Below are 22,699 nucleotides of genomic sequence, written 5' to 3' on the forward strand. Positions count from 1 at the left end.
GCCAATCAGATGAAAAATCTCTGCTTGACGTTGGTTTCTCATAAGCTGAAAGATCCAACCGCATACGCGCTTTAAGCCACTACCTTGGCCGGAGCTAGAGTTAGCACTTCTACCCCATCATCAGTCACCACAATCGTATGTTCAAACTGGGCTGACAGCTTGCGATCGCGGGTGAGGGCCGTCCACTTATCATCGAGCAGCTCAACCTCATAGCTGCCTTCATTAATCATCGGCTCAATGGTAAAGACCATGCCTTTACGCAGCTTTTTGCCTTTGCCGCGAGTGCCATAGTGAGGAATTTGGGGGGCTGCATGAAAGATGCGGTGTACGCCATGTCCAACAAAGTCACGCACCACGGAAAAGCCCTGGGCCTCAGCATATTCCTGAATGGCCGCGCCGATATCCCCAATTCGTGCCCCCGGTTTAACCACACGAATACCGCGCCAGAGACATTCTTCCGTCACTTCTACCAGCTTTCTGGCTAAAGGAGAGGGATCGCCGACCAAAAAAGTGCGCGAGGTATCGCCGTGAAAGCCTTCAACAATTGGCGTCACATCAATATTAATAATGTCGCCATCTTGGAGAATTTGCTTGGCATTGGGAATACCGTGGCAAACTACCTCATTGACGCTGGTGCAGATAGACTTGGGAAACGGCGTCTCTTCTGGGCCATAGCCGAGAGGAGCACTTCTATAGCCGCGTTTTTGCGTCCAGGCTTCTGCTGCGTCATTTAGCTCCAACGTACTGACGCCGGGCTTTACCATCGGCTCCAAATAGTCCAGCAGGGCCGCCGCTGTTTGGCCCGCCTGACGCATCTTTTCAATTTCTCGTTTTGACAGCAGCGTGATGACTTCCTGTTGATCCACGTTTTTCCAGCCTTAGGTAACTTCGCTTTGTCACCTGATCATCCGTCCGCTAGCTGTTGCAGAATAACCGATAGCAGGTAACTATACCAGCATAACCAAGGATGAAAGCAGGCGCGACCTCAACTCGCATCTTGAAGCTTGACAAGATCTGAAAATTCGCTATGGTTGCGATTAAAAACGGCATTAGCGGCGATCGCGGTTGAACATTATGGTAAAGCTCTGGCTCCTCTGTTTTGTCCTTATCTTTGCCCTAGCAGAAGGCTACCAGTGGGTGATGAATTTAGACGGGTTAGCTGAGCTAGAATTGCCGCTGGCGATCGCGGGCGGTATGCTGCTGGCGATCGCTTCTAACCGCGGCAGACGGCGTCCTGTCTCAGCCCCCGACACCAAACCAGCCCCGCCAGACTCGCTAGCGCCTACCTCACCAGACGCCATAGACTTTATTCCGGCCTGCTTAGACGCTCCCTCACCCCAGACCATTGCAACCGCCGACAGGCAGACGGCCCAGCCCTCTGCTCCCAAATCTATTTCTTTTGAAATTCAAAAGCCCCGGCGGCTCCAATGGCAAACCTTCAAGCAGCCACCGCAGCCGCACCGCCGCTAGGCAGAGCACGGCGTAAATGCGCAGGGCTTCACATTAGCGCTATTTAGACGGGTGAAAACCAGCAGCCCCGCCTCTACTTAGTATCTATTAATACCGTTGACTGACCGATAAGCCCGTAATTTCTGCTAGGACAGCCATTGTTACAGGTAAAATTCTGTAGTTCTACTGACAGGAGGTTGATTTCAAATTAGAGATACTAAAAGCCAGCGGCTGTTCCTAGTTGGCGGCCTCTACAGTTTTTAATCTCAGGGTGCTTACGGATATGATTGCTATCTCAGATCGGGCCAGCTCGCCGCCTGCGATCGCGCTGCAGCCTAGCGGCGATCGCCCACCTCTACAATTTCAGCACTCCAGTGAAACCGCCGAGATTTTCGAGCTGGCGGCTGGCGCATCAGAGTCACTTTCAGAGTCAGCTATTGTAGCTTCTGAGCTGAGTCCTTATCAGCAGTGGTACAACCGGGGGGTGCAGTTGGGGCAGGCCGGTCAGCCAGCAGCGGCGATCGCCAGCTACCGCAAATCTTTGAGCCTTAACCCGGTCTATGTCAAAGCCTGGTACAACCAGGGAAATCAGCTAGCACGGCTGGGGCTATATAGAATGGCGCTCTGCAGCTATGCCAAAGCGCTCCAACTTAATCCCAACCTGTTTGTGGCCTGGTACAGTCGCGGACGCCTGCACTGCAAGCTAGGCGAGCAGCAGCAGGGCGTAGATGATTACAAGCGAGCTTTAGTCTTGCAGCCCAACTTTTATCCCGCTTGGCACCACCAGGGAGAAGCCTTAATGCAGCTCGGCCAGTACGAGGCGGCTATTACCAGTTTTGCTCAAGTCCTGGTGCTGCAGCCTGATCTTCATCAGGTTTGGCATTGCCGGGGCAGGGCGTTATACAAGTTAGGACGCTACCAGGACGCCCAGGCCAGCTACGAACGGGCTTTGGAGATTCAACCCGACTTAGCCGAGGTTTGGCACGGTCACGGCAATACTCTAGTGCGGCAAGGTCAGTCGCAACAGGCGATCGCCAGCTACGACACGGCAATTGCGCTGCAGCCAGATTATGCCAGCGCCTGGTACAGCCGGGGCAAAGCCCTCGCCTATTTAGGTCAATATCCGGCAGCGATCGCCAGCTATGACCGGGTACTGAAACTGCAGCCAGATTTTCCCAACGCCCAGCACTGCCGCCAGCTAGCCCTCTGTCATCTGATGCCGCATATGGTTTTGCAGCACCGCTGGCTGCTATGCCAGTTTAAGCGGGTTCAGGAAAAAATTGCGGCGGCTAGCGGTTAGACCGTTTAGCTCAGATTATGGGTTGGAACGAGTCGGCGACTTTTCGCCATACACCTCTTCGTCATACTGCCGCAAAGCGTCGTAATTGTAGGGATGAGGCGGATTAGGATAAGTGAGCTTTGACGCCGCCGTTTGCTTCTGCTGGGTTCGAGGGGACTGAGACGACGATGATTGCTCGGCGGATTCGGTTTTGTTTTGAGTGGGTTCAGATGGATGAGGACGCTCAGACTGAGCGATCGCAAGCGACGAAAAGCCAAAGCTGCACTGCACTAGCAGCAGCAAAGCGATCAAAAAGCGGGCGCATCTGTGCCAAAAGAGCTGCCAAACCATGAGCTGACTCCCTCCTTACGTGAGGCGAGCTAGATGGGTCCATTGTAGACAGACCCGCTCAGAACGATCCCCGTTGCTTACAAAGGTTCAAGCAGGCGAATCCATGCCGTCAGTCCCCGCGCCGCAAACCAGAGCGCAAACCCTTTCTCCAGCCGCAGGCCGATATTGCCCGCTGAGCAGCGCCGCCACGGAAGCCGCGCCGCTCAGCTCTGCTGCCACCCCCATTTCAAACCAAAGCCAGCGCGCTGCCTGACGCATCTGCTCATCACTCACCAGCACAATGTCATCGACGTGCTGCGAAACTAGCTTGAAGTTGATCTCTTCGGTTTTGCGCGGGGCCAGGGTGTTGGCAAGGGAGGTAATTGCGGCGAGTTCCGTTACCTGACCGCTCTGCACGCTAGCGCGGAGCGTGGGTGCCCCTACTGGCTCTACGCCGACGACTTTAATATTGGGCTTGAGCGCTTTGGCAGCCGTACTGACGCCGCTAATCAGACCGCCGCCGCCAATGGCCACAATGAGCGTATCAACTTCGGGAATAGCCTCTAGTACCTCCAGGCTAATGGTGCCCTGGCCTGCAATCACTTCGGGATCGGCAAAGGGATGAAAATAGGCAATCCCGTCTCGCTCAGCTAGGGCCAGCGCCGCCCGGTTAGCGTCATCCCAGACTGCCCCTTCAATCACAACCTCCGCGCCCCACTGCCGCAGGCGCTCAGCCTTAATCGGCGGCGTATTCTCCCCCAGATAAATCGTTGTTGGCACCCCGGCAATCCAGCCAGCATAGGCCACCGCCAAACCGTGATTGCCGCCCGAAGCCGTAACAATTCCCCGCTTGATTTTGGCTTCCGGCAGCGATCGCAGCTTGTTCAGCGCTCCCCTAGCCTTAAAGGCTCCCGTCACCTGCAGGCATTCCAGCTTCAGAAAAAGCTGATCTACCGCTGGAATGGGCTGCTTGATGGCGATCGCCTGCACCACTGGCGTTTGCCGGATGTAGGGAGCAATCCGCGATCGCGCCGCTTGAATAGAGTCTAGAGTGACAAGCTGAGTCGGATGAGCAGTAATTTGGGTCACGACGGCGAGGGGGAGGGGAAAAATGAGTTCTTTATTTGAGATAGCGCTGAAAGCAGTATTGTCTCTGGGAGCGGGCAAAGTGTAAAGTCAACCTCATCCCTCCACCGACAGCGGCTCGCGTCCCATCTGGCCCTGTCGCAGCTGCAGCACTGACTTGATGAAGCCAACAAACAGGGGATGCGGCGAGCTAGGACGGGACTGGAATTCAGGATGAAACTGACTGGCAAGGAAGAAGGGATGATCCCGCAGCTCAATAATTTCCACTAGGCGACCATCGGGAGAGGCTCCGCTGACAACATAGCCCGTCTCGGAGAACAGGTTGCGATAGGCGTTGTTGAACTCATAGCGGTGACGGTGGCGCTCGTAAACCACTTCTTTCTGGTAGAGGTGGCTGGCGATCGTATCGGGCTGTAGCCTACAGGGATAAAGACCCAGACGCATGGTACCGCCTAAATCCACTACGTCCTGCTGTTCTGGCAGCAGGCTGATCACCGGATTAGGCGTGTTGGGATCGATTTCGGAACTGCTGGCCTGCTCTAGGTGAGCTACATTTCGGGCCCATTCGACAACGGCGCACTGCATCCCCAAGCACAGTCCCAAAAAGGGAATCTGCCGCTCCCGCACGTAGCGAATCGTCTGCACCTTGCCATCGACGCCACGGGTACCAAAGCCTCCCGGCACCACCACGCCACTAACGCCTTTGAGATAGGCTTCTGGGCCGTTAATTTCAATATCTTCTGAGCTAATCCAGCGGACATTGAGGTCGGCATCAGCGGCGATCGCGGCATGACGCAGCGCTTCAATCACCGACAAATAGGCATCATTGAGGCTGACGTACTTACCGACAATCGCCACTTCAATCTGCTGGCTGGAGCGATACAGGCCCTCAACCAGGTTTTGCCAATGGGCCAAATCAGGCTGACGCTGCTCTAAATCTAGAATCTCTAGTGCCTGATGGGCCAAGCCCTCTTTTTCCATAATCAGCGGCACCTCATAGATGCTGTTGGCATCGCGGGCCGGGATTACCCGCTCCACGGGTACGTCGCAAAATTCTGAAATTTTCTCTTTAATATGGGCCGCAATGGGTTTTTCACTGCGACAGACCAAAATATCTGGCTGAATCCCAATCGATCGCAGTTCTTTAACCGAGTGCTGAGTAGGCTTGGTTTTCACTTCCCCGGCAGAGGGAATCCAGGGGACCAGGGTTACGTGCATGTAGAGCACATCACGGCGACCGACATCTTTGCGGAACTGGCGAATCGCCTCTAGAAACGGCAGGGACTCAATATCTCCCACGGTGCCGCCAATTTCAGTTAGCACCACATCCGGGCTGGTATTTCGGGCCACCCGATGAATGCGCTGTTTAATCTCATTGGTAATATGGGGAATCACCTGTACGGTGCCTCCCTGGTAGTCCCCTCGGCGCTCCTTATTGATAACGGCCTGATAAATTGATCCTGTGGTGACGCTGTTGAGCCGTGACATCGCTGTGTCAGTAAAGCGCTCGTAGTGACCCAAATCCAGGTCAGTCTCAGCCCCGTCTTCAGTTACAAACACTTCACCGTGCTGAAACGGACTCATCGTCCCCGGATCCACATTGATATAAGGATCAAGTTTCAGAATCGAAACCGAATAGCCCCGCGACTTCAGCAGTCGCCCTAAACTAGCCGCAATGATCCCTTTACCAATGCTCGAAACAACCCCACCCGTGACAAATACAAACTTAGTCATAAATCGCCCGACTTCACCCAGACCAGAGCAGCAACCCGTTAATTGTGCCATAGTCGTTCGGGAGTGTGGACAGTTCATCTTGGCCTAGCGGATCTCTATCGATAGCAAGATGGGGAAGCGCTGTAACGGATTGTTAACATTGCCAGGATTGTGCCTGTCTGAGCTTTTAGACCCAGGCTCAAGGCAGCACTTGCAAACAGGAGGTTTTGAATGCTCAATGACTTTTTGCAGACAGAACTCATCAGCAATCGGGTTTCTGACTATTTACTAGCGATCGCTATTTTGCTGGGCGGCATTCTCGTCATCAACCTGGTCAAGGCGCTAGTTCTCAACCGCCTGAAGCGCTGGTCCCGCCATACCACCACTGACCTAGACGATCGCTTAGTCAGCCTGATTGAGCGCCCCGTCATGCGGCTGTGTTACGTCGGCACTTTCTACGTCAGCATTCACAACCTGACGCTCCATCCGATTTTGGCGCAGACAATCGAGGTCGTTTGCGTCATTCTGGCGACTATTTTGGGCATTCAGCTCATGGGGTCGCTGGTAGAATATGCCGTCCGCATTTACTGGATTACTAAAAACCGCGACACGGCCCTAGAGCAAACCCTCAATGCTTTGGTGCCCGCCATTAAGGTGATTGTTTGGGCGGTGGGCATTGTCTTCTTGCTGGACAATCTCGGCTTTGATATTTCAGCCGTGGTGGCGGGCTTAGGAATTGGCGGTGTGGCGATCGCCTTAGCTTCCCAAGGCGTGTTGCAGGACTTGTTTAGCTATTTCTCGATTCTGTTCGATCGGCCTTTGGAACTAGGCGACTTTATCATCGTGGGTGATATGGTCGGCACCGTTGAGCAAATTGGCATCAAAACGACGCGGCTGCGCAGTCTCGGCGGCGAACAGCTTATCATTGCCAACACGGATCTAACAGGTTCGCGCATTCAGAATTTTAAGCGCATGGCCCGCCGCCGAATTGTGTTTCAGCTAGGCGTCACCTACGAAACCGGACTCGATCGGCTCAAAGATATTCCCGAAATCATTCAGGACATCATCCACAGAACGGTAGATGTCACCTTTGACCGAGCGCATTTCAGCAACTACGGCGACTCCAGCCTGGACTTTGAAGTGGTCTATTTTGTGGAAAGCAGCGACTACAACGTCTACATGGACGCCCAGCAGCAGATTTATTTGGCGATCAAGGCAGCCTTTGCTGAACGAGGGATTGACTTTGCCTATCCGACTCAGCTGCTCTACCTCAACGGCCTCAGCCGGCAGGACTCAACCTCGACCCACAGCAACGGCCATACGCCAGTTCACGCCGCAGAGTCGTAAACTCTATACAGTGTGGATTGAGACAGTGTGGGTTAAGCAGGCACTATGGGATTTCAGCAATTCTTTTGGGGAACGGGGCTAGCAGCGACAAGCCTCCTAGTTGTGAACGCGCCGAGTTTGGCTCAGCAATCGCTCTTCGTCGCCTATCCGCCTGCCAACCATGAAACGGTGGCCGATCGCATCTTTATTATCGGCACGGCGGCCCCAGATGCCCAGGTTCAGATTAATGGTGAACCCATTGCCAACCGCAGCCCCGCCGGACACTTTGCCCCAACGCTGCCCCTTGTCTTAGGCGAAAATACCTTCACTCTGACCCAGGATAGCGAAAGCCTGACGCTGAATATTACCCGCCTGCCCAACGGCCCTCAGCCCCCAGCGGGAGTCGCCTTCGCGCCGGATTCCCTCAGCCCTGCCGTAGATATTGCCCGTCTGCCCGGTGAGCTGATTTGCTTTGGGGCGATCGCCCCGGCTAACGCCACCGTGACAGCGACTCTAGCCGGACAGACTTTTCCCCTAGAGGCTCAGCAGACTCTGGTGGAGCTGCCGCCTAATTCCGCTGTCCTCACCGACCAGAACGATCCCTACGCTATCAACAGCGCTGTGCAGTACGAAGGCTGCACGGTCGCAACTCAACCCGGAAATTTAGGCATCCCTCAGTTTCAGCTAGCTCTTAGCGGCCAGCAGGTGAGTCAGTCAGGTACGGGCAGCATCGCTGTTCTCGCCCCAGCCAGCTTTCAAGTAGCAACTGTTACGGCTGAATCGGGGGTGGCCCGCACCGGGCCGAGCACCAGCTATTCTCGCCTGACGCCCCTGCCCCAAGGCACCCGCGCCGTGATTACGGGCCGGGAAGGAGACTGGCTGCGGCTAGACTATGGCGGCTGGATTCGTGCCAGTGAAACCGAGATTACCGCCAGCGCTGTGCCGCCGCGATCGCTGATTCGCAGTGTGCGATCGCAGTCGGTGGCCGGGGCAACCGAAGTGCTGTTTCCGCTGCAGACCCCGGTACCGGTCAGTGTTGACCAGACCGCCGGCAGCCTGACGCTGACGCTGCACAACACGATTCCCCAGACCGATACCATCTTTTTTAATGATGATCCAATCGTAGAGCGGCTAGACTGGCGACCTGTTCTGCCCGATAAAGCCGAATATACGTTTCAGTTCAAGACCGATCAGCAGTGGGGCTACGACCTGCGCTACGAAGGGACAACGCTGATTCTGACCCTGCGCCATCCCCCTGAAGCAAATCGCCGTTTGCCGCTTCAAGGCACCACCATTCTGCTCGATCCAGGCCACGGCAGCGCTGAAGATTTGGGCGCACGCGGTCCCACCGGCTATCCCGAAAAAGACGTGACGCTGATTGTCTCAAAGCTGCTGCGCGATCGCCTAGAAGCGCGAGGTGCCACCGTAGTCATGACGCGGGAAGGCGATGACGATCTCTATCCGGGCGATCGCGTCGAGATTATCGAACAGGTAGAGCCAACGCTGGCGCTCAGCGTCCACTACAATGCCCTACCTGACAGCGGCGACGCTTTAAATACCGCTGGCATCGGCACCTTTTGGTATCACGCTCAGGCCCATGATCTCGCCGTCTTTCTGCACAACTATCTCACTGCAACCCTAGATCGCCCCTCCTACGGCGTCTTTTGGAATAATCTGGCACTCACCCGACCCAGCATCACTCCCTCGGTGCTACTAGAGCTAGGCTTTATGATCAACCCCAACGAGTTTGAGTGGATTATCGATCCCCAAGCCCAGCAGCAGCTAGCAGAGACTTTGGCTGAGGGGATTGAGCAGTGGATTCAGGCTCAAGGGCAATCCTAATTGCCGAGGTGCTGGCAGGAGCGCGACATGACAGCAAAGCTGTTTCTCTAGCGTGATAAACCCACTGCAAAATTGCTGGCTGATGCCTACTTAGCATTTTTTATTACTTTAAAGATTCACCATAAAAATCAGACTTTTGGCTTCCGGATTCTAAAAAAAGACGCCGTACAGGAACAAAAATTTTGCCTGCAGATTCAGCCAAACTGCGGATAGTTTAGTCCGATCGGTCACGCTTAGCTACCCTTTAGATAGAGACTTGCAAACGCCATAGCGATCGCATAAACAGCCAGGGCACCCTAAAGATAGAGGTTGCTGAGAGTGCGATAAATCGGTCTTGTTCCTGAAAATTCTGTCATGTCTACGGAGAGCTTTTACGCATCGCTAACATCGTTAAATCAGTTTCTGGAATTAGCTGAATCCAGCAACTATGTTTCTGTACCTGAAGACTGGTATGTCTTGATTACAGATATCGTGCGCTCAACTGAAGCGATCGAATCGGGCAGGTACAAAGAAGTCAATCTGTTGGGGGCTAGCTCTATCATTGCCGTCTTGAACGCTGTTAATGGGTTAGAAATCCCTTTCGTGTTTGGCGGCGATGGAGCCTCTATCCTTTTTCCGCCATCTGTGTATCAGCTAGTCAAAGATGCGGCTTTATCTATTCGCCAGCTCGCCCGCAATACCTTTGATTTGGAGTTGCGAATCGGCATTGTTTCAGTTAAACAAATAACGATTTATAGCCAGCTCAAAATCGCCAAGTTTAAAGTCACTCCTCAATATAGTCAGGCCAGCTTTACCGGCGGTGGCCTGACCTACGCGACCAATCTGATCAAGGCTGACAGTCGCCATCAGCTAGAAGTCACCGCAGAAACGCCTGCCGCTAATCTCGATGGGCTAGAATGCCGCTGGCAGGATATTCCTAGTCAGCCAGGACAGATTGTTAGCCTGATTGTTTCAGCCAGTGCCAGCAGCGGCCAGTTTAGCGGCAGCGTCTACCGCGAGGTGATTCAAAAGATTCAGGCCATCTACGGCGATGACAAGTCCTACAACCCAGTCACTAAGTCGGCTCTCAAACTTAGCTTTAGCTTGCAGAAGCTCAGTGCCGAAATTAAGGCGCGATCGCAAACCGCTTCTCTTTGGCATCGCAGCTTGTACGCCCTGAAAATTTTAGCTGAGAATCTTTTGGGCCTGAGCTTTATGAAATTTGGCCTCGTGATTGGCAACGTTGACTGGGGTAGGTATAAGGACGAGGTCACGACCGCTTCTGATTTTCAAAAAATCGATGACGTTCTGCAGATGGTGATTGCGGGCACTGCGGCTCAAACCCAGCAGCTGACCGAGTATCTAGAGCAGCAGACTCAAGCCGGATATCTCACTTACGGTCATCACGTTTCCGATCGCGCTTTGCTTACCTGCCTGATTTTTGAGCGCCGCGATCGCCACATTCATCTAGTTGATGGGGCAGACGGTGGCTACGCCCTCGCGGCCAAAGCCCTCAAGCAGCGGCTACACCGCAAGACAATTAATTGGAGAGCTTATAGCCAGCTAGCTAAGCGCCGTCAGCTAAGACAATAGCGGCTGGAGACTCTGCTGACATTCATGTCTGAGTCAGGCAGCGATCGCGCTAAGGTGAGTTTGATCCGATTGTACGCATTCGCTTCAGTGACGATGACCGCTACCCTGCCCGCCTTCAAATCGCCAGCGCTGTTGCAACAGGCTCTCACCCATAAATCTTACGCTAACGAGTTTCCGCCAGCCCTTCATAACGAGCGGCTAGAATTTTTGGGCGACGCTATCTTGACCTTTCTCTGCGGCGATTTTCTCTATAAGCGCTATCCTCACAAACCCGAAGGCGAGCTGACGCCGCTGCGATCGGCCTTAGTAGACGCTAATCAGCTAGGCGAGTTTGCCAAAATGCTGGGACTGGGCGATCGCCTGCGACTAAGCCGAGGCGTCGAGGGCAGTGGCGGTCGGACTAATGTGCGCCTGCTGAGTAGCGCCTTTGAGTCACTGATTGGTGCTTATTTCCTAGACAGTGGTTCCGATGTAGAAGCGGTTCGGGCCTACGTTATCCCCTTGTTTGAATCAGTGGTCGATCGCTTAGCAATATCAGCGACTCAAATCAACTATAAGAGTCGCCTGCAAGCCTGGGCCTTGGCGACATACGGCGAAATCCCCACCTACACTATTGTGGCCCAGTCCGGCCCCGATCATGCCCGCCAGTTTACGGCAGAAGTGATGATTCAGGACGTTGTCTATGGCCGGGGTGACGGTCGCCGTAAGCAAGATGCTGAGAAAGCCGCTGCCCAAGCAGCCCTGCTGAAATTGGAAACCCTCTGAGGCGAAGGCTGCCGCTGTCTTAAGCCAAATTTACAGACATTTTCCAATAAGGGCTGATAGTAACCCTGCGACCTGTAGCCCTTATACAGGCCGCACTTTGTAACTAATTTTTTCAGGAAAGTCTTTAAGTATTAATTTTTTTGGGCTTGTTGTTCCTGTTCTGCTGAACCTCATCTTTCATTTAAATTAAAGCGGCTCAGGCAATTTCAGACGCCTCATCGCGCCTGACCGGATTCTGCGTTTGCATTAGGAGGGCAACGTGGCTAGTAAAACAAATACTCGTCAGCATTTACACGCGCCAACCTTTTTCAGACCTCACGGCTTCATTCAGCGATCGGCTGAACCAGGGATAGACAGGCAACGGCAGAGCGATCTATTTGAGCTTTTAGACCAGCAGGCGACTAGCCCGTTTGAAATTGAGCTGTGGGAGGGTACTAGCTACCACCTCGGCCCAGCCGGACAGCCTCAGTTTCGCGTAGAAATTCGGCACCCCTCTGGCCTAGCCGCGCTGCGATCGCTGAATGAACTCCGTATTTGTGAGGCTTATATTGCTGGGGAGCTAGAGTTTAGCGGCAGTATGCTGAAGCTGTTTGATCTCAAACGAATTCTCTCCCTGCAGCATCCCTGGCTCAACTTCATTCGTCTGATTCGCCCCTGGGTTGTGGGACAGGTCCGAGACGATGCCGCCGCGATCGCCACCCACTACGACTACGATGACGAGTTTTACATGCTGCTGCTAGATCCAACCCGCACCTATTCGCAAGGCGTGTTTGAATCGGACGATGAAACCCTCGAAACAGCGATGCGACGCAAGCTGGACTTTGCTATTGAGAACTGCCAGCTTCAGCCGGGAATGAAGGTGCTTGATGTCGGCGGCGGTTGGGGTGCCTTTACGGAGTACGCCGGACAGCGGGGCATTGAAGTCACGTCGCTGACGATTTCAGACAGGTCACTGCGGTATCTCAATCGACTCATTCTAGAGAAAAACCTGCCCTGCAGAGCCATTCAGCAAAACTTCATGACCTACCGGCCTGCTGAAAAATACGATGCCGTGGTCATTCTCGGCGTCATTGAGCATCTGCCTAACTATCGCCAGGTGGTGCAGCAGCTCCAGCAGCTTTTGCGGCTAGGGGGCCGCGCCTATCTAGACGGCAGCGCTTCCAAAAGAAAGTTCTCGTTCAACGCATTCTTAAATCGCCATATCTATCCCGGCAATCACTGTACCCTCAGTATTCATGACTTTTTGGCAGAGGTGCAGCACAGCAGTTTAGAGCTGCTCAGCGTTCATAGCGATCGCCACAGCTACTATCTCACCAGCAAATTATGGGCTGAAAAACTAGAAGCAGCCAAGGCTGAAATCATAGAGCGCTGGGGCCGAGAACTCTACTGCAAATTTCACCTGTATCTATGGGGCGTTTGCCACAATTTCCTCAAGAACGACCTGCAAGCCTATCGCCTCGTCCTAGAACACAATCCCCGCCATCAGCTCTAGAGCAGGCTATCTTTGCTGAAAAGGGACAGAAAACTTGGTGTCCAACGGCAAGCACAGTCGCGAATACTTAGCCCAAGGCAAATAGTTGTAAACAGTACAATACAGATACCTTTAGCTCAATCTGAATCAGCTATGGCGATTACTGCTGAAGAGCTGGCGGCCTTGATGCCAGATGCTACCCAAATAGAAAGTGTCGAGCCAGAAATGGAAAGTTCGCTGCACTACGCTCAGCTAGCTCTCTTGGTTGCTTGTTTAGAATGGCTATGGCGCGATCGCACCGACTTCTTCATTGGGGCTAATCTGACGATATATTTTAGCCGCGAACAGTTGAAGAACCGAGACTTTCGGGGGCCTGATTTCTTTTTGGTCAAGCAGACTGAAAAGCGTCCACGAAAATCTTGGGTCGTCTGGGAGGAAGGCGGGCAGTATCCCAACTTGATTATTGAGTTGCTTTCGGACTCTACTGCCACAATAGACAAGAATCTGAAAAAAGAGCTGTATCAAGAGCGATTTCGCACACCGGAGTACTTCTGGTTCTCGCCAGAAACTCTAGAGTTTGAAGGCTATCGGCTAGTGAATCAGCGTTACGAAGCGATCGCCGCCGACTCAGCCGGGAAACTCTGGAGTCAAGTGTTACATCTCTATTTGGGCCTGCATCAGGGGATGTTGCGGTACTTTCTAGAAAGCGGCGCGTTAGTACCGACCCCCGCAGAAGCTGCAGCCCAAGCTCAAACACAGGCCCAGCAGGCTGAATCACGAGCAGCAAGATTGGCAGAGCAATTGAGAACCTTAGGGATAGAACCTGAGGTCTGAAAACAGCACAGTGCCAACGGGACTGATGCGATTCGAACGCATGACCTACCGCTTAGGAGGCGGTTGCTCTATCCAGCTGAGCTACAGCCCCAGACAGTAAAACTATACAACATTCACTTAGCTGGGTGAGTGAAGATAGTTACAGCGGCGATCGCCCCTATGTCTTCTAAGCTGAAATCCAGGTTCCCGGCCAGGGGCCGCCGCCCACCTCTAAACCACAGAGAGAGCTAGTAGCGGTTAAAAGCGGAGTGCGATCGCCTTGCTTCCAGAGCTTCAGCGCTAGCTGTCCCCGCATCGTATCGCGGCAGCAGAAGCGTAGTCCCTCATAGGTCGGTGCCCGCAGGGGCGTACCAGGGAGATCTGTAGTGCCCACTAGCTCTACCCGATAATCGGCGGTTTCTGCCTGCATCTGCCAGTGTCCCCAAGGCTCAATCTGCCAGGTAACCCGGCCATTCCAGGGCACAAACTCGTAGAACTGACCCTGATAGTGAATGCCCACCATCGCCACTTCTTCCATCCAGCCCAAAACCTGTCGCCGTCCGCCCCCGGCAGTCAGCGCTAAATCCGGGTGCTGATCAAAGGCATTGCAGTTAAACCAGAACCATTTTTGCGGAAAAGCACCACCCCAGTTTTTTTCACCGTAAGCCGGAGCTTGGCTAAATTCATAGCGCTGCCCCTGCCACTCAATCCAGCCAGACGCTAGACCGTGGGCCATCAGAATCTGCCAGCCCGGTTCAAAAATCTGAAACTGAGACAGCCATCCTGCCGTAGACTGCTGCGGTTGCGCTGGTTGACCCCAGCCATAAACCGGCTCAATCCTGTACTGCCAGTGCGCCGCTAGACCATTGCCCGGATCTCGCAGCTTGCCCTGGTGCCAGGTAGCGGTGGCCTGGTAGCCTTCCTGTACCTCTTGCTCAAACTGATCAATCTCTAAAAGTCGAGCGGGTGGCTCTGCCGTGGCATAGCGCCAGTGGCCCAGTCCTAGCGCCTGCGGCCAGCCCCAAAACTGACTGACATCCGCAAACGTGCGACAGAGATATTCGTCATCCGGCCCCAAAATTTGAGCACCGCCACCGCTGTGAGGCTGCCCTCCCACGGGATCTTCGATTGAGTACATGAAAGCAAACGTTTGGCTGATATCAGGCAGCGTCACCCGGTAGTACCAGCCTTCAAAGAAACGACGGCGGCTACCGTCCCAGTGGTAGCCGCTGTGAGGAGTCTGCAGCGAAGCAGTAGAAGTTTGCACAGTAAAGTTCAAATTGCGCCATTCTTACCATAGCGATTTGGCTAAGCCAATGGCACTTTACAACCCTGATTCCGCCGCTTTTTTAGCAGCCATTGGAGAATTTAGTAACTCTTCAACAGTTGGCCGGGGTTCCTGCGTCTGCCCTTTCGCAGAATTTGGTAACTCTTCAACAGTTGGCGGTCCTGCCTGAGGAATTTGCTCCTGAATGGCAGGGTCGCTTATTTCTCCTGCTGACTCAATTTCGTCAAAAAAATCGGCTAGATTTTCATCCGCTGTGCCTGCTTTGACACGGGGCTTGTCCACAGCCGGACTGTAGAGATTGACTTGAGGCACTGCCCTGGGATCTTGCGGCAGCTCTGAAAGTTTAGGCCGAGGAATGACTGCTGCTTCCAGTTCCGCCGCAGGCACTGGCACAGTGGAGACTTTGGGAGTCTGAGGTACCGGCGCTGGCGGGGCTGCTGGCTCTAGCCCAGGAGCACTAAAGCCGCCATCGGTGACTGCTGCGGGCGTTTCTGTAACGCTGTTCTGCGCCTCAGCGGACAGCTCATTACTGCTAGCAGTCTGGTCGGTCTCTAGCGCTTGGGTAGGCGTTGGCGTAGCCTCAAGCGCCGCTGGCTCCTCAGAAGCGATCGCCGCTGCATTGTCAGAAAAGGAATCTAGATCTAGAGAAAAGATGAAATCTGCCGCTGCTGCCTCCTCAGAGCCAGCGCCAATTTCAGCTTTAACGGGGGTAGGGGGCGGTACGCTAGCCGTAGATTGGCTAGGCTGAGACTGCTCATAGGCATTAACCGCACGGGCGATCGCCCGCATCCGCCGTTCCTGATCGCGGCTAATGCTGTGCACATTATTGCCCAGTCCTGGCGCATTCCAACGCTGGGTGTCGGGATCTAAAAACGAGCGGGTTCTAGCCCACAGAATCGCTTCCGAGTCAGTCATACCCAGCTTTCGCGCTTCCGCTAGCCAGTCCATATATCCCCCTCGACTCAGGGCAGCGCGAGGAGACTGATTGGCTAGGTCGAGGGCGTTGAGTCTTTCAGCCAGCGTTAGCTCAATGCCGTAGCTGTTAGCCTTTTCCTGAATAACTTCGCTCTGGGACTGTAGCCGTCGAAGCTGCTTATCATCGGCTTCTTCAGGCGACTGCGCCCCGTGCTGGTAGGAAAATGTGCCCAGATTCCAGACGCCGTTACCCGGATCTACATGGCCGTAAAAAGCAGAGGTTCGTAGCCCCTCAGGAGTACGGGTTCCCTCAGCGCTGCCCACAGCTCGCGCGACTAGAGAATCGGTTCCTCCTTGGAAAATCTGCTCCGCTAGGTCAGATAGCACTGCCGGAGCTAGCGGCTCAGGCGCTTCGACAACGGCAGTTGTAGCAGCAGGGGCCGAATTCGTCTCTAGCTCAAAGTTCAGGGCCACACTTGTAGCAGCTACCGCTGGCTGAGCAGCTACCTGTACTGATGGTTGAGCCACAGTAGGTGCTTTTACAGCCGGGGGAGGTGGGGGCAAAGCAGCCACTAGCTCATTCGGTGCGATCGCCCCTGAGCTAGGGGTATAGACCGACCGGGGTAGAGACTGGGTTGAGCTCGATAGGGGAGGCTGGGCCGCCGCTGGCGGTATGGGTAATGGCACGGAGGTTGAACTGACAGACGGCTCAGCGATCGCCGGGCTTGTAGGCTGCTGATCGGCCATTTCTGGTAGATCAAAAATGAGGGCGATCGCCTCTTTGGCCTCAGCTCGCTGAGAAGAACCAAAGGTCAGGGCCAGCAGGCTCGCGGCTACCAATGAGGGGGACTTGATCACGGGCAGACTCCTTAGCAAAAGGCGATTTGGATAAACCTAGAAGTTACGCAGTTCAAAATTTGGGACACTAGGGGATAGAGGCAGAATCCCGCCTGCCCCCTTGATAAGGTGGCGATAGCCGGGGAGATCTCACGCTCAGTTAAAACCTCGTCAAATGCCTAAGTTCTGAAACTGACAAATTACAGGGCAGGCTGCAGCGTACGTTCTAAAACAGAGCTGGAAGGTTCCACTATTGCCCAAGTGCCATCGGGCTGACGCCGCAGCGTCGCAAAGTGGAGATAGCGACCAGAACCAATTGAGTCACCTTGACGCACCGTTCCCAGTCTGGGACGCCGGATGCCGCAGAACCGAAATAAGTAAGCCGGCACTTCAGCGCTGGAAAACACAATGCAGGACGCTTTATCGGTCGGCTCTACCTCACCAGCAAAAGGGGCGTAGATCTTGCCGCCGTTTAGCTCGATAGAAATATCGCCTAAACTGGCACTGATAACATAGCCAGCCACGCGATCGCCAAGCTGCAGCTCCCAAGTTTGCTGCACAGGCACCGATCGCGGCGTCACCGTCGCCTTAAGCTGACAGCTAGTCAAACCTACGGCCATTCCCAAACTCCCCAGAATGCAGCAGACTCGCAAAACAACAGCAGACCGCTTTTGACACTGCCAGATGAGCTGCTGATAGCAAGCTAACCCAAGGACTCGACTGCAGATTCTACTGAAAATCGAAGCGATAGCCAGCATACTCATCGTTCTCATAAAGGATCACTAGTCGAGTTTGGGGGTCGAATGCCAGCGGATACGCTTCGCGCTCTGCCACTACTCCCGATCGCACCTGCAGCTCTGGTAGCTGGCAGTAAGGTTCGGCAACCAGCTCTCGTACCTTCGCCTTGGGATCTCGCTCTGGAATGGTCAAAAGCTGGGCCAGAGTTTCTCGTGACAGCTTGGCCTGAGCCTGCACCACCGTTTCACACTGCTGCGCCGTGTCGGTTTTAGCAGCGCTAAACAGCGTCCGCACGCCCTGAAAGTCAAAGAACAGACCGACGATGGCAAACATTAGCCCCCCGGCCAGAAAGGGTTTAAGAATAAGGGGCTGAGCGGGGTGGGGGTTAAAATTCTGCATTGCATGTTCTCTTGAATAACCGAGCAATTGGAGATGCGACCGCGACCGAGCTATAGCTCTAGACAGTGAGGTGACCTAGAGATGTCCGCCTGCAATTAAACCCATAATTGCAATTAGCAAGCGATATCCGAGGGCGTAGTCAGGCTGGGGTGAGAGCAAGGCCCGATAAACTGACCAGGCACCCAGCCCTAGCAACAGGACCAGCAGAGGGATCTGCAGCCAAGGCACCACCACGGACAAGACATCGATGCCCACCCGGACCATAGCGGCCCCGCTGAACCAAATCACCGCGTCTAAAAAGGTTAGAGGCGAAGGCTGCCGCTGCTGCTGTCGCTGCCGTCTTCTTAGACTTCGCCGCCACTGATGCAGACGAACTCGCAGCCAGTTGCCTAGGGACTGGACTGCCTCAAGCGGTTCAGCTAAAATCGCCCCCATGCCTAGATCCAGCCCGGTATAAGTCTCCGACTGTCGAGGGCGTGGCGCACCACCGCGATGCCGCAGACTATCTGCCAAATCATAGGCATCATGCGTCTCTTGCAGCAGATCAAGATTGCGGTAGGTGACCCGGAGATTGCCCTGTGCATCTGGCTGGACGGCTGGCACTAAGGCAGCCTCAAACTGACATAGGGGCACAACCGAAGCCAGTTCTTCGCCGCTGCGAGCCGCCTGCTGCTTTAAATCTGAGGTCCAGCGATCGCTTAAAGACTTGAGTTTCAGAATCGCCTCTTCCTGAGCGATCGCCAACTGATTGATCTGCTGGGCCTGCTGCTGTAGCTGCTGCTGATACTGCTCCAGCAGCATAGCCACCTGAGATGGCGGCGACACCACTCCCGTCTCAGGCTGAGGCGAGATAGCAGTATGACCTGAGCGCTGCCTCAGCGTCTCTACGGTGGTGTGAATTTGAGCCGGACTGGAGCGGGGAAGGGCAACGGGCGATCGCTCAGCCGCTGCTTTCGGCCAGTAGGCTTCCGAGCGTCCGTTCCAAGGGAGGGCCGTCGCCTCTGACGAAAGCGGTTCCCGCTGAAGAGACTGTAGCTTTTCGCGAATTGCTCGAAGTTCCATATCAGTGTTGTTCATGGGAAGTCGGGGCGTAGGGAAACGGTTTTCCACCCAATTTAGTACAAGTGTACTATACAAATGAGATTTTAAACAGAGTTCTCTACAAATTTCCGCGATCTGCCTCTGGGCAGAATATTATGAGTGGCTTAGCCACGCGATCGCCCCCAGAACAGTTTTCAATCTCAGCAAGTTAGACAAAAAGCCACGGTAGCACCTGGAACCCAGCATATTCCCGGTTTTAATTCAGCTTGAAACAGTAGATCCGGAGTTCAAGCATGAGGGCTATTGTTAGGTCTAACAGTCAGGCAAAATTCCAGGCTTACAGCAAATATCCGTGAGAACAGACCAGGTAGCCGCAAGTGGAGTCCGCGCAGTGGACATTAGCAATGAGGTTTTACCCGACGAACAAACGATTTTGGTAGGCAGCCCAACCAGGCTAACGGTGACGATATATTCTCCCAGGATAAGAATTAGCCACAGCACTGAAGTCGGGCACTCTGATGTGATAAGCCAGTACGGTCATAGTTATTTGGGAAATGGTGAAGCGATATGGTGAAATCTGCCCGCGAGTGGTCTAGCCGCTATGTCCATTCGCCTGTTCCTAAAGCTAAATCCCCCTATGCTGAAGAGAACTTCACCCGTTCTAAATCCTGGCTGTATCACCTAGCCCTGGGCCTCTTTTTGGGCGGACAGGTTCTGATGCGTGTCATGCAGAGGGGCGTCGATCGGCGTCACGTCATGGAGTATATGGTGGCAGCTGGCCCCAACTCGCTTTCGCCAGTGCTACTAACTAATCTATTTGCAGGCATGATCTTTACCATTCAGACGGCCCGCGAACTGATTCGCTACGGGGCTACTCACGCCCTGGGAGGGGCCTTTGCCGTGGCCTTTTGCCGAGAACTTGCGCCTCTTTTGACAGCAGCTATCCTAGCCGGACAGGTGGGTTCGGCCTTTGCGGCTGAAATTGGCTGTATGAAGGTGACCGATCAAATTGATGCGCTTAAGATGCTGCGGACTGATCCAATTGACTACCTGGTGGTGCCTCGAGTGCTAGCCTGCTGCATCATGCTGCCGGTTTTGACCGTTTTATCGCTGGTGATCGGTATTGCGGGCGGCGCCTTCGTAGCTCACCAGTTTTATGCCATTGCCCCTGCAGTCTTTTTAGAATCGGTGCGATCGCTCTTGGAACTACAGGACTTGATCATGGTCTTAGTTAAATCCACCCTGTTTGGCGCCATGATTGCTCTTTTCGCCTGTAGCTGGGGCCTAACCACCACCTGTAGTAAATCAGTCGGGCGATCGGCAACGGCGGCAGTTGTTACCACCTGGGTATCTCTATTTGTAGTGGATTTCTTTTTGTCAATTGTGCTGTTTGAAGGGGTACAGATTCACTGAACATCTGGCGAACAGTAAACAGCCCGTAGAGCAAGCAATTAAGCGCTCTACGGGCATCAGAGCTTCAGTCAAGCTCCTAGCTCTACATCAACTGGATGTTAGAGAAGCTGAATTCTTGCTCAACTGGGCCATTCTCAGTTTCGGTTGTGATATGGCGGCGGGACAGGACGAAGTAGTCACCGACCTGAGTGTATTCGTCTTCAAATACGCTCTTACCCCCCTTTTGCTCCCCAGTTTGGGGATCATGGTAGACCGAATCATAGCGGTGAGACAGGTAGCCTGCCCCCGTATCATGGCTGCTGAAGGTGTGAATGGTGACAACGACGCCATGAATATGGCGATGTACCATCGTCACTTCGTTATCTCGCAGCTTATAGCGATCGCCCTCAGACTTGCCGCCCATGAGAATCTCTACAGCGCCCTCCTCATCGGTTGCGCCATAGGTAAACGTGTTCTTGCCGTGGGTTTCTTCAAAGCTGCGGCGAACGCGGTGAATAGCAATTTCCCAGAGCTGCTGATGAATAGCCTTTTGGGCTTCTTCGTCGTCAACGTCAGTCACTTCGGCTTTGAAGTCAGCGCTGACAATGGCTTTGCCCGTGAAGGTATCTTCCCCTGCGCTATAAGTCACGTCGGCGCTATAGCCTGGAAAACTTTTATCCCAGGTGTAGCGATTTTCGTAAGCAGAGCGAAACAGTTCGCGGGCTGAGGTTTGAGTTCCTACCATGCGGAATAGTCCAAAGGTAATAGTGAGTTGTTTCTATAGTAGCGAGTTAGGTTAATGGGGGGAGTGAGGGTAGGAATGGAGAGTAGGGGAATAGGGCAGATGAGAAAGCGCCGCGATCGCTTGGGGGGCTTTAGTTCTCTTGTTTTTCAACTTCCTCGCTTTTGCCGCGTACGGGCGGTAATCTCTCCACTAGACCCATTTCAAAGGCAATGTCTGGCAAATCGCCAGCAATGTACTTGCCGGGTTCAAAGACGCGACCGGGGGTTAGGCAAACCTGCCTCAGTTCTACCAGTTCCGAGGGATCGAAAATACTGCGAGATAGGCGTCGTTCTAGTGGCATAGCAGCACCTCTCTATTCATCGATTTGCCAAAGTTCGCGGGTGTAGTCTTCGTCCAAAATGCGCTTGGGTCGGATGACTAAAATGACTCGGCCCAGCAAGCGCTCGGCGGGCGCTTCAGCAAACCACTGCAAATCCAGGCGATCGCCCGCTGCCACTGCAAAATAGCTGTCACTGCGCCAATCTCGCTGCGCCCGGTCGATGACAACCAGCACTGTCTCTGCTGCCGTTTGGGCTGAGGCGCCGGGAAGCTGCTGGGACTGAGCCAGAATCCCGACGGGATCTTCCGCCTGCAAAATAACTTGCCAGCCGGGTACTGGAACCCAAGCCCCTGTGCCAGAAAACTTCACCAAACCAAACGGGTCTCCTGCCAGGGTTACAGGCACCGCCTGAAAATCGGCTGTAGGCAAAGGCCACTCTCCGGCTACTGGAATTAGGCGGGGTAGTTCAGTTTCGGTTTCTAGCCGATAGATAGGCAGACTAGGGGCGGGCTGGGCTTTGACGACGGTGAAATCTAAGAGCAGCTTCTCAATCTGCTGGCGAGCACTGTCGCTGTGGGCAAAGCGTAAGCCCTGGGCAATTAGGCGCGATCGCTTGGGTAAGTCAGCCTGCTGACGGGCCAACCGCCAGTAGTGATAGGCCACCGCGTCACCGGGATGTGGGCTAAAACCTTCAGGGGGCTGCTTGGAGTAAGAATACTCTCGCAGCGCTTTGGCAATTTCCCTTACCTGATCTAGCTCTAAACCATGCTGCACAATCAGATTGGCAGCCTGAGCGCGATCGCCTTGAGATAAAATCCTGAGTTCGTAGAGCAGGTCGCTGCCGCGCTCCTGAAAATGCGATTGGGCCTGCCTGGAAGCCCCTGCCGCTAGCATCGAAGCATAGACCTGAGCCGCCACAATAATCTGATTTTGCTGAATCGGCTCAAACCCAGTTTCTTCAAATATTTTTTGCGGACTGAGTCCCGCCTTTTGCAGCGCTTGGCAGGCTTGGCCCCAAGCAAGCCAGTTGCCCTGCTTCCGACGGAGTTGCTGAATCAGAGCGGCCTGATCCACGTCGGCAGCTGTCGCCTGGGCATCAGAATTGTTAGGAGTCGAGGTCATACTAGCGCGGCCACATATCCTCAAAGGTCTGTCTGTCTGACTCTAGCGCGATTTACGGGCGATCGCGGCCCGACTCAAAATAAAGTTAAGTGAAAGCTTGACGGGATCCTGACTGACAAGCGATGATGGATAACGCAATTTGAGCCGTGTCAGGCATTTGCATCCTGGGGCTATAGCTCAGCTGGTAGAGCACCTCAATGGCATTGAGGGGGTCAGCGGTTCGAGTCCGCTTAGCTCCATTTGATTCTTGTTTTTAC

The 22,699-nt window shown here is 54.1% G+C and carries 21 protein-coding genes and 2 tRNA genes; 10 read left to right on the forward strand and 13 right to left on the reverse strand.

Features of this window, described 5'->3' with window-relative positions:
• Positions 1-71 precede the first annotated feature (71 nt).
• Entirely contained in the window at positions 72-866 is a 795-nt protein-coding gene (gene map, locus QJQ48_RS14135) for a type I methionyl aminopeptidase (RefSeq protein WP_346291885.1), read from the reverse strand.
• 208 nt (positions 867-1,074) lie between these two features.
• Between map and QJQ48_RS14140 the strand changes: the two genes are divergently transcribed.
• Together QJQ48_RS14140 and QJQ48_RS14145 are read left to right on the forward strand one after the other, a co-directional pair.
• Positions 1,075-1,470 carry a hypothetical protein gene (locus QJQ48_RS14140; protein WP_346291886.1) on the forward strand — a complete coding sequence of 132 codons (396 nt, stop codon included), beginning with the start codon at positions 1,075-1,077 and terminating at the stop codon, positions 1,468-1,470.
• Positions 1,471-1,732: 262 nt separating this feature from the next.
• Entirely contained in the window at positions 1,733-2,749 is a 1,017-nt protein-coding gene (locus QJQ48_RS14145; RefSeq protein WP_346291887.1) for a tetratricopeptide repeat protein, read from the forward strand.
• 15 nt (positions 2,750-2,764) lie between these two features.
• Here QJQ48_RS14145 and QJQ48_RS14150 read toward each other — a convergent pair whose 3' ends face one another.
• The 3 genes from QJQ48_RS14150 to pyrG form a co-directional block, all read right to left on the reverse strand.
• Entirely contained in the window at positions 2,765-3,079 is a 315-nt protein-coding gene (locus tag QJQ48_RS14150) for a hypothetical protein (protein ID WP_346291888.1), read from the reverse strand.
• Positions 3,080-3,166: 87 nt separating this feature from the next.
• A complete protein-coding gene (locus QJQ48_RS14155; protein WP_346291889.1) occupies positions 3,167-4,225 on the reverse strand; it encodes a threonine ammonia-lyase in 1,059 nt (352 codons plus the stop codon).
• Positions 4,226-4,240: 15 nt separating this feature from the next.
• Entirely contained in the window at positions 4,241-5,878 is a 1,638-nt protein-coding gene (pyrG, locus tag QJQ48_RS14160; protein ID WP_346291890.1) for a CTP synthase, read from the reverse strand.
• A 210-nt stretch (positions 5,879-6,088) separates the two neighbouring features.
• Here pyrG and QJQ48_RS14165 point away from each other — a divergent pair, with 210 nt between their 5' ends.
• From QJQ48_RS14165 to QJQ48_RS14190, 6 genes are all read left to right on the forward strand, one after another.
• Complete coding sequence (locus QJQ48_RS14165) at positions 6,089-7,204, forward strand: mechanosensitive ion channel family protein (RefSeq protein ID WP_346291891.1); 1,116 nt, start codon at positions 6,089-6,091, stop codon at positions 7,202-7,204.
• Positions 7,205-7,249: 45 nt separating this feature from the next.
• Positions 7,250-9,025, forward strand: coding sequence for an N-acetylmuramoyl-L-alanine amidase (locus QJQ48_RS14170; protein WP_346291892.1), 1,776 nt, complete (start codon positions 7,250-7,252; stop codon positions 9,023-9,025).
• A gap of 354 nt (positions 9,026-9,379) precedes the next feature.
• Positions 9,380-10,597 (forward strand): DUF3095 domain-containing protein, encoded by a 1,218-nt coding sequence (locus tag QJQ48_RS14175; protein ID WP_346291893.1) that lies wholly within the window; start codon positions 9,380-9,382, stop codon positions 10,595-10,597.
• A 24-nt stretch (positions 10,598-10,621) separates the two neighbouring features.
• The gene (gene rnc / locus QJQ48_RS14180) at positions 10,622-11,362 is read left to right on the forward strand and encodes a ribonuclease III (RefSeq protein ID WP_346291894.1); all 741 of its coding nucleotides are present in this window, start codon (positions 10,622-10,624) and stop codon (positions 11,360-11,362) included.
• A gap of 259 nt (positions 11,363-11,621) precedes the next feature.
• A complete protein-coding gene (locus QJQ48_RS14185; protein WP_346291895.1) occupies positions 11,622-12,854 on the forward strand; it encodes a class I SAM-dependent methyltransferase in 1,233 nt (410 codons plus the stop codon).
• Between the two features lie 132 nt (positions 12,855-12,986).
• Entirely contained in the window at positions 12,987-13,667 is a 681-nt protein-coding gene (locus QJQ48_RS14190) for a Uma2 family endonuclease (protein ID WP_346291896.1), read from the forward strand.
• Between the two features lie 17 nt (positions 13,668-13,684).
• Here QJQ48_RS14190 and QJQ48_RS14195 read toward each other — a convergent pair.
• The 6 genes from QJQ48_RS14195 to QJQ48_RS14220 all read right to left on the reverse strand — a co-directional run bounded on the left by QJQ48_RS14195 (position 13,685) and on the right by QJQ48_RS14220 (position 18,900).
• Positions 13,685-13,758: transfer RNA gene (locus tag QJQ48_RS14195), tRNA-Arg, on the reverse strand.
• A gap of 75 nt (positions 13,759-13,833) precedes the next feature.
• Positions 13,834-14,913 (reverse strand): tocopherol cyclase family protein, encoded by a 1,080-nt coding sequence (locus QJQ48_RS14200; RefSeq protein ID WP_346291897.1) that lies wholly within the window; start codon positions 14,911-14,913, stop codon positions 13,834-13,836.
• A gap of 57 nt (positions 14,914-14,970) precedes the next feature.
• The gene (locus QJQ48_RS14205; RefSeq protein ID WP_346291898.1) at positions 14,971-16,707 is read right to left on the reverse strand and encodes a hypothetical protein; all 1,737 of its coding nucleotides are present in this window, start codon (positions 16,705-16,707) and stop codon (positions 14,971-14,973) included.
• Between the two features lie 179 nt (positions 16,708-16,886).
• A complete protein-coding gene (locus QJQ48_RS14210; RefSeq protein WP_346291899.1) occupies positions 16,887-17,306 on the reverse strand; it encodes a hypothetical protein in 420 nt (139 codons plus the stop codon).
• A 109-nt stretch (positions 17,307-17,415) separates the two neighbouring features.
• The gene (locus tag QJQ48_RS14215) at positions 17,416-17,823 is read right to left on the reverse strand and encodes a hypothetical protein (RefSeq protein ID WP_346291900.1); all 408 of its coding nucleotides are present in this window, start codon (positions 17,821-17,823) and stop codon (positions 17,416-17,418) included.
• A gap of 75 nt (positions 17,824-17,898) precedes the next feature.
• Positions 17,899-18,900, reverse strand: a complete 1,002-nt coding sequence (locus QJQ48_RS14220; RefSeq protein WP_346291901.1) for a hypothetical protein — start codon at positions 18,898-18,900, stop codon at positions 17,899-17,901.
• 531 nt (positions 18,901-19,431) lie between these two features.
• Here QJQ48_RS14220 and QJQ48_RS14225 point away from each other — a divergent pair.
• Positions 19,432-20,277, forward strand: a complete 846-nt coding sequence (locus QJQ48_RS14225) for an MlaE family lipid ABC transporter permease subunit (protein ID WP_346291902.1) — start codon at positions 19,432-19,434, stop codon at positions 20,275-20,277.
• A gap of 82 nt (positions 20,278-20,359) precedes the next feature.
• Here QJQ48_RS14225 and QJQ48_RS14230 read toward each other — a convergent pair whose 3' ends face one another.
• The 3 genes from QJQ48_RS14230 to QJQ48_RS14240 all read right to left on the reverse strand — a co-directional run bounded on the left by QJQ48_RS14230 (position 20,360) and on the right by QJQ48_RS14240 (position 22,442).
• On the reverse strand, positions 20,360-21,001 hold the full coding sequence (locus QJQ48_RS14230; protein ID WP_346291903.1) for a DUF3386 domain-containing protein: 642 nt from the start codon (positions 20,999-21,001) through the stop codon (positions 20,360-20,362).
• Between the two features lie 130 nt (positions 21,002-21,131).
• Positions 21,132-21,341: a hypothetical protein gene (locus QJQ48_RS14235; protein WP_346291904.1), complete on the reverse strand. Its 210-nt coding sequence runs from the start codon at positions 21,339-21,341 to the stop codon at positions 21,132-21,134.
• 12 nt (positions 21,342-21,353) lie between these two features.
• On the reverse strand, positions 21,354-22,442 hold the full coding sequence (locus tag QJQ48_RS14240; protein ID WP_346291905.1) for a RuBisCO accumulation factor 1: 1,089 nt from the start codon (positions 22,440-22,442) through the stop codon (positions 21,354-21,356).
• A gap of 166 nt (positions 22,443-22,608) precedes the next feature.
• Between QJQ48_RS14240 and QJQ48_RS14245 the strand changes: the two genes are divergently transcribed.
• A tRNA-Ala gene (locus QJQ48_RS14245) sits at positions 22,609-22,681 on the forward strand.
• The last annotated feature ends 18 nt before the right edge of the window (positions 22,682-22,699 follow it).

Origin of the sequence: Sphaerothrix gracilis Ecp01, assembly GCF_030405905.1 — a bacterium.
Taxonomy (GTDB): domain Bacteria; phylum Cyanobacteriota; class Cyanobacteriia; order Phormidesmidales; family Phormidesmidaceae; genus Sphaerothrix; species Sphaerothrix gracilis.

Bases quoted from the DNA above. Each gene is read 5' to 3' on its own strand.
- QJQ48_RS14140 (WP_346291886.1), top strand. From the start codon at position 1,075: ATGGTAAAGCTCTGGCTCCTCTGTTTTGTCCTTATCTTTGCCCTAGCA.
- QJQ48_RS14145 (WP_346291887.1), top strand. From the start codon at position 1,733: ATGATTGCTATCTCAGATCGGGCCAGCTCGCCGCCTGCGATCGCGCTG.
- QJQ48_RS14150 (WP_346291888.1), bottom strand. From the start codon at position 3,079: ATGGTTTGGCAGCTCTTTTGGCACAGATGCGCCCGCTTTTTGATCGCT.
- pyrG (WP_346291890.1), bottom strand. From the start codon at position 5,878: ATGACTAAGTTTGTATTTGTCACGGGTGGGGTTGTTTCGAGCATTGGT.
- QJQ48_RS14165 (WP_346291891.1), top strand. From the start codon at position 6,089: ATGCTCAATGACTTTTTGCAGACAGAACTCATCAGCAATCGGGTTTCT.
- QJQ48_RS14170 (WP_346291892.1), top strand. From the start codon at position 7,250: ATGGGATTTCAGCAATTCTTTTGGGGAACGGGGCTAGCAGCGACAAGC.
- QJQ48_RS14175 (WP_346291893.1), top strand. From the start codon at position 9,380: ATGTCTACGGAGAGCTTTTACGCATCGCTAACATCGTTAAATCAGTTT.
- rnc (WP_346291894.1), top strand. From the start codon at position 10,622: ATGTCTGAGTCAGGCAGCGATCGCGCTAAGGTGAGTTTGATCCGATTG.
- QJQ48_RS14190 (WP_346291896.1), top strand. From the start codon at position 12,987: ATGGCGATTACTGCTGAAGAGCTGGCGGCCTTGATGCCAGATGCTACC.
- QJQ48_RS14210 (WP_346291899.1), bottom strand. From the start codon at position 17,306: ATGGCCGTAGGTTTGACTAGCTGTCAGCTTAAGGCGACGGTGACGCCG.
- QJQ48_RS14215 (WP_346291900.1), bottom strand. From the start codon at position 17,823: ATGCAGAATTTTAACCCCCACCCCGCTCAGCCCCTTATTCTTAAACCC.
- QJQ48_RS14220 (WP_346291901.1), bottom strand. From the start codon at position 18,900: ATGAACAACACTGATATGGAACTTCGAGCAATTCGCGAAAAGCTACAG.
- QJQ48_RS14225 (WP_346291902.1), top strand. From the start codon at position 19,432: ATGGTGAAATCTGCCCGCGAGTGGTCTAGCCGCTATGTCCATTCGCCT.
- QJQ48_RS14230 (WP_346291903.1), bottom strand. From the start codon at position 21,001: ATGGTAGGAACTCAAACCTCAGCCCGCGAACTGTTTCGCTCTGCTTAC.
- QJQ48_RS14235 (WP_346291904.1), bottom strand. From the start codon at position 21,341: ATGCCACTAGAACGACGCCTATCTCGCAGTATTTTCGATCCCTCGGAA.
- QJQ48_RS14240 (WP_346291905.1), bottom strand. From the start codon at position 22,442: ATGACCTCGACTCCTAACAATTCTGATGCCCAGGCGACAGCTGCCGAC.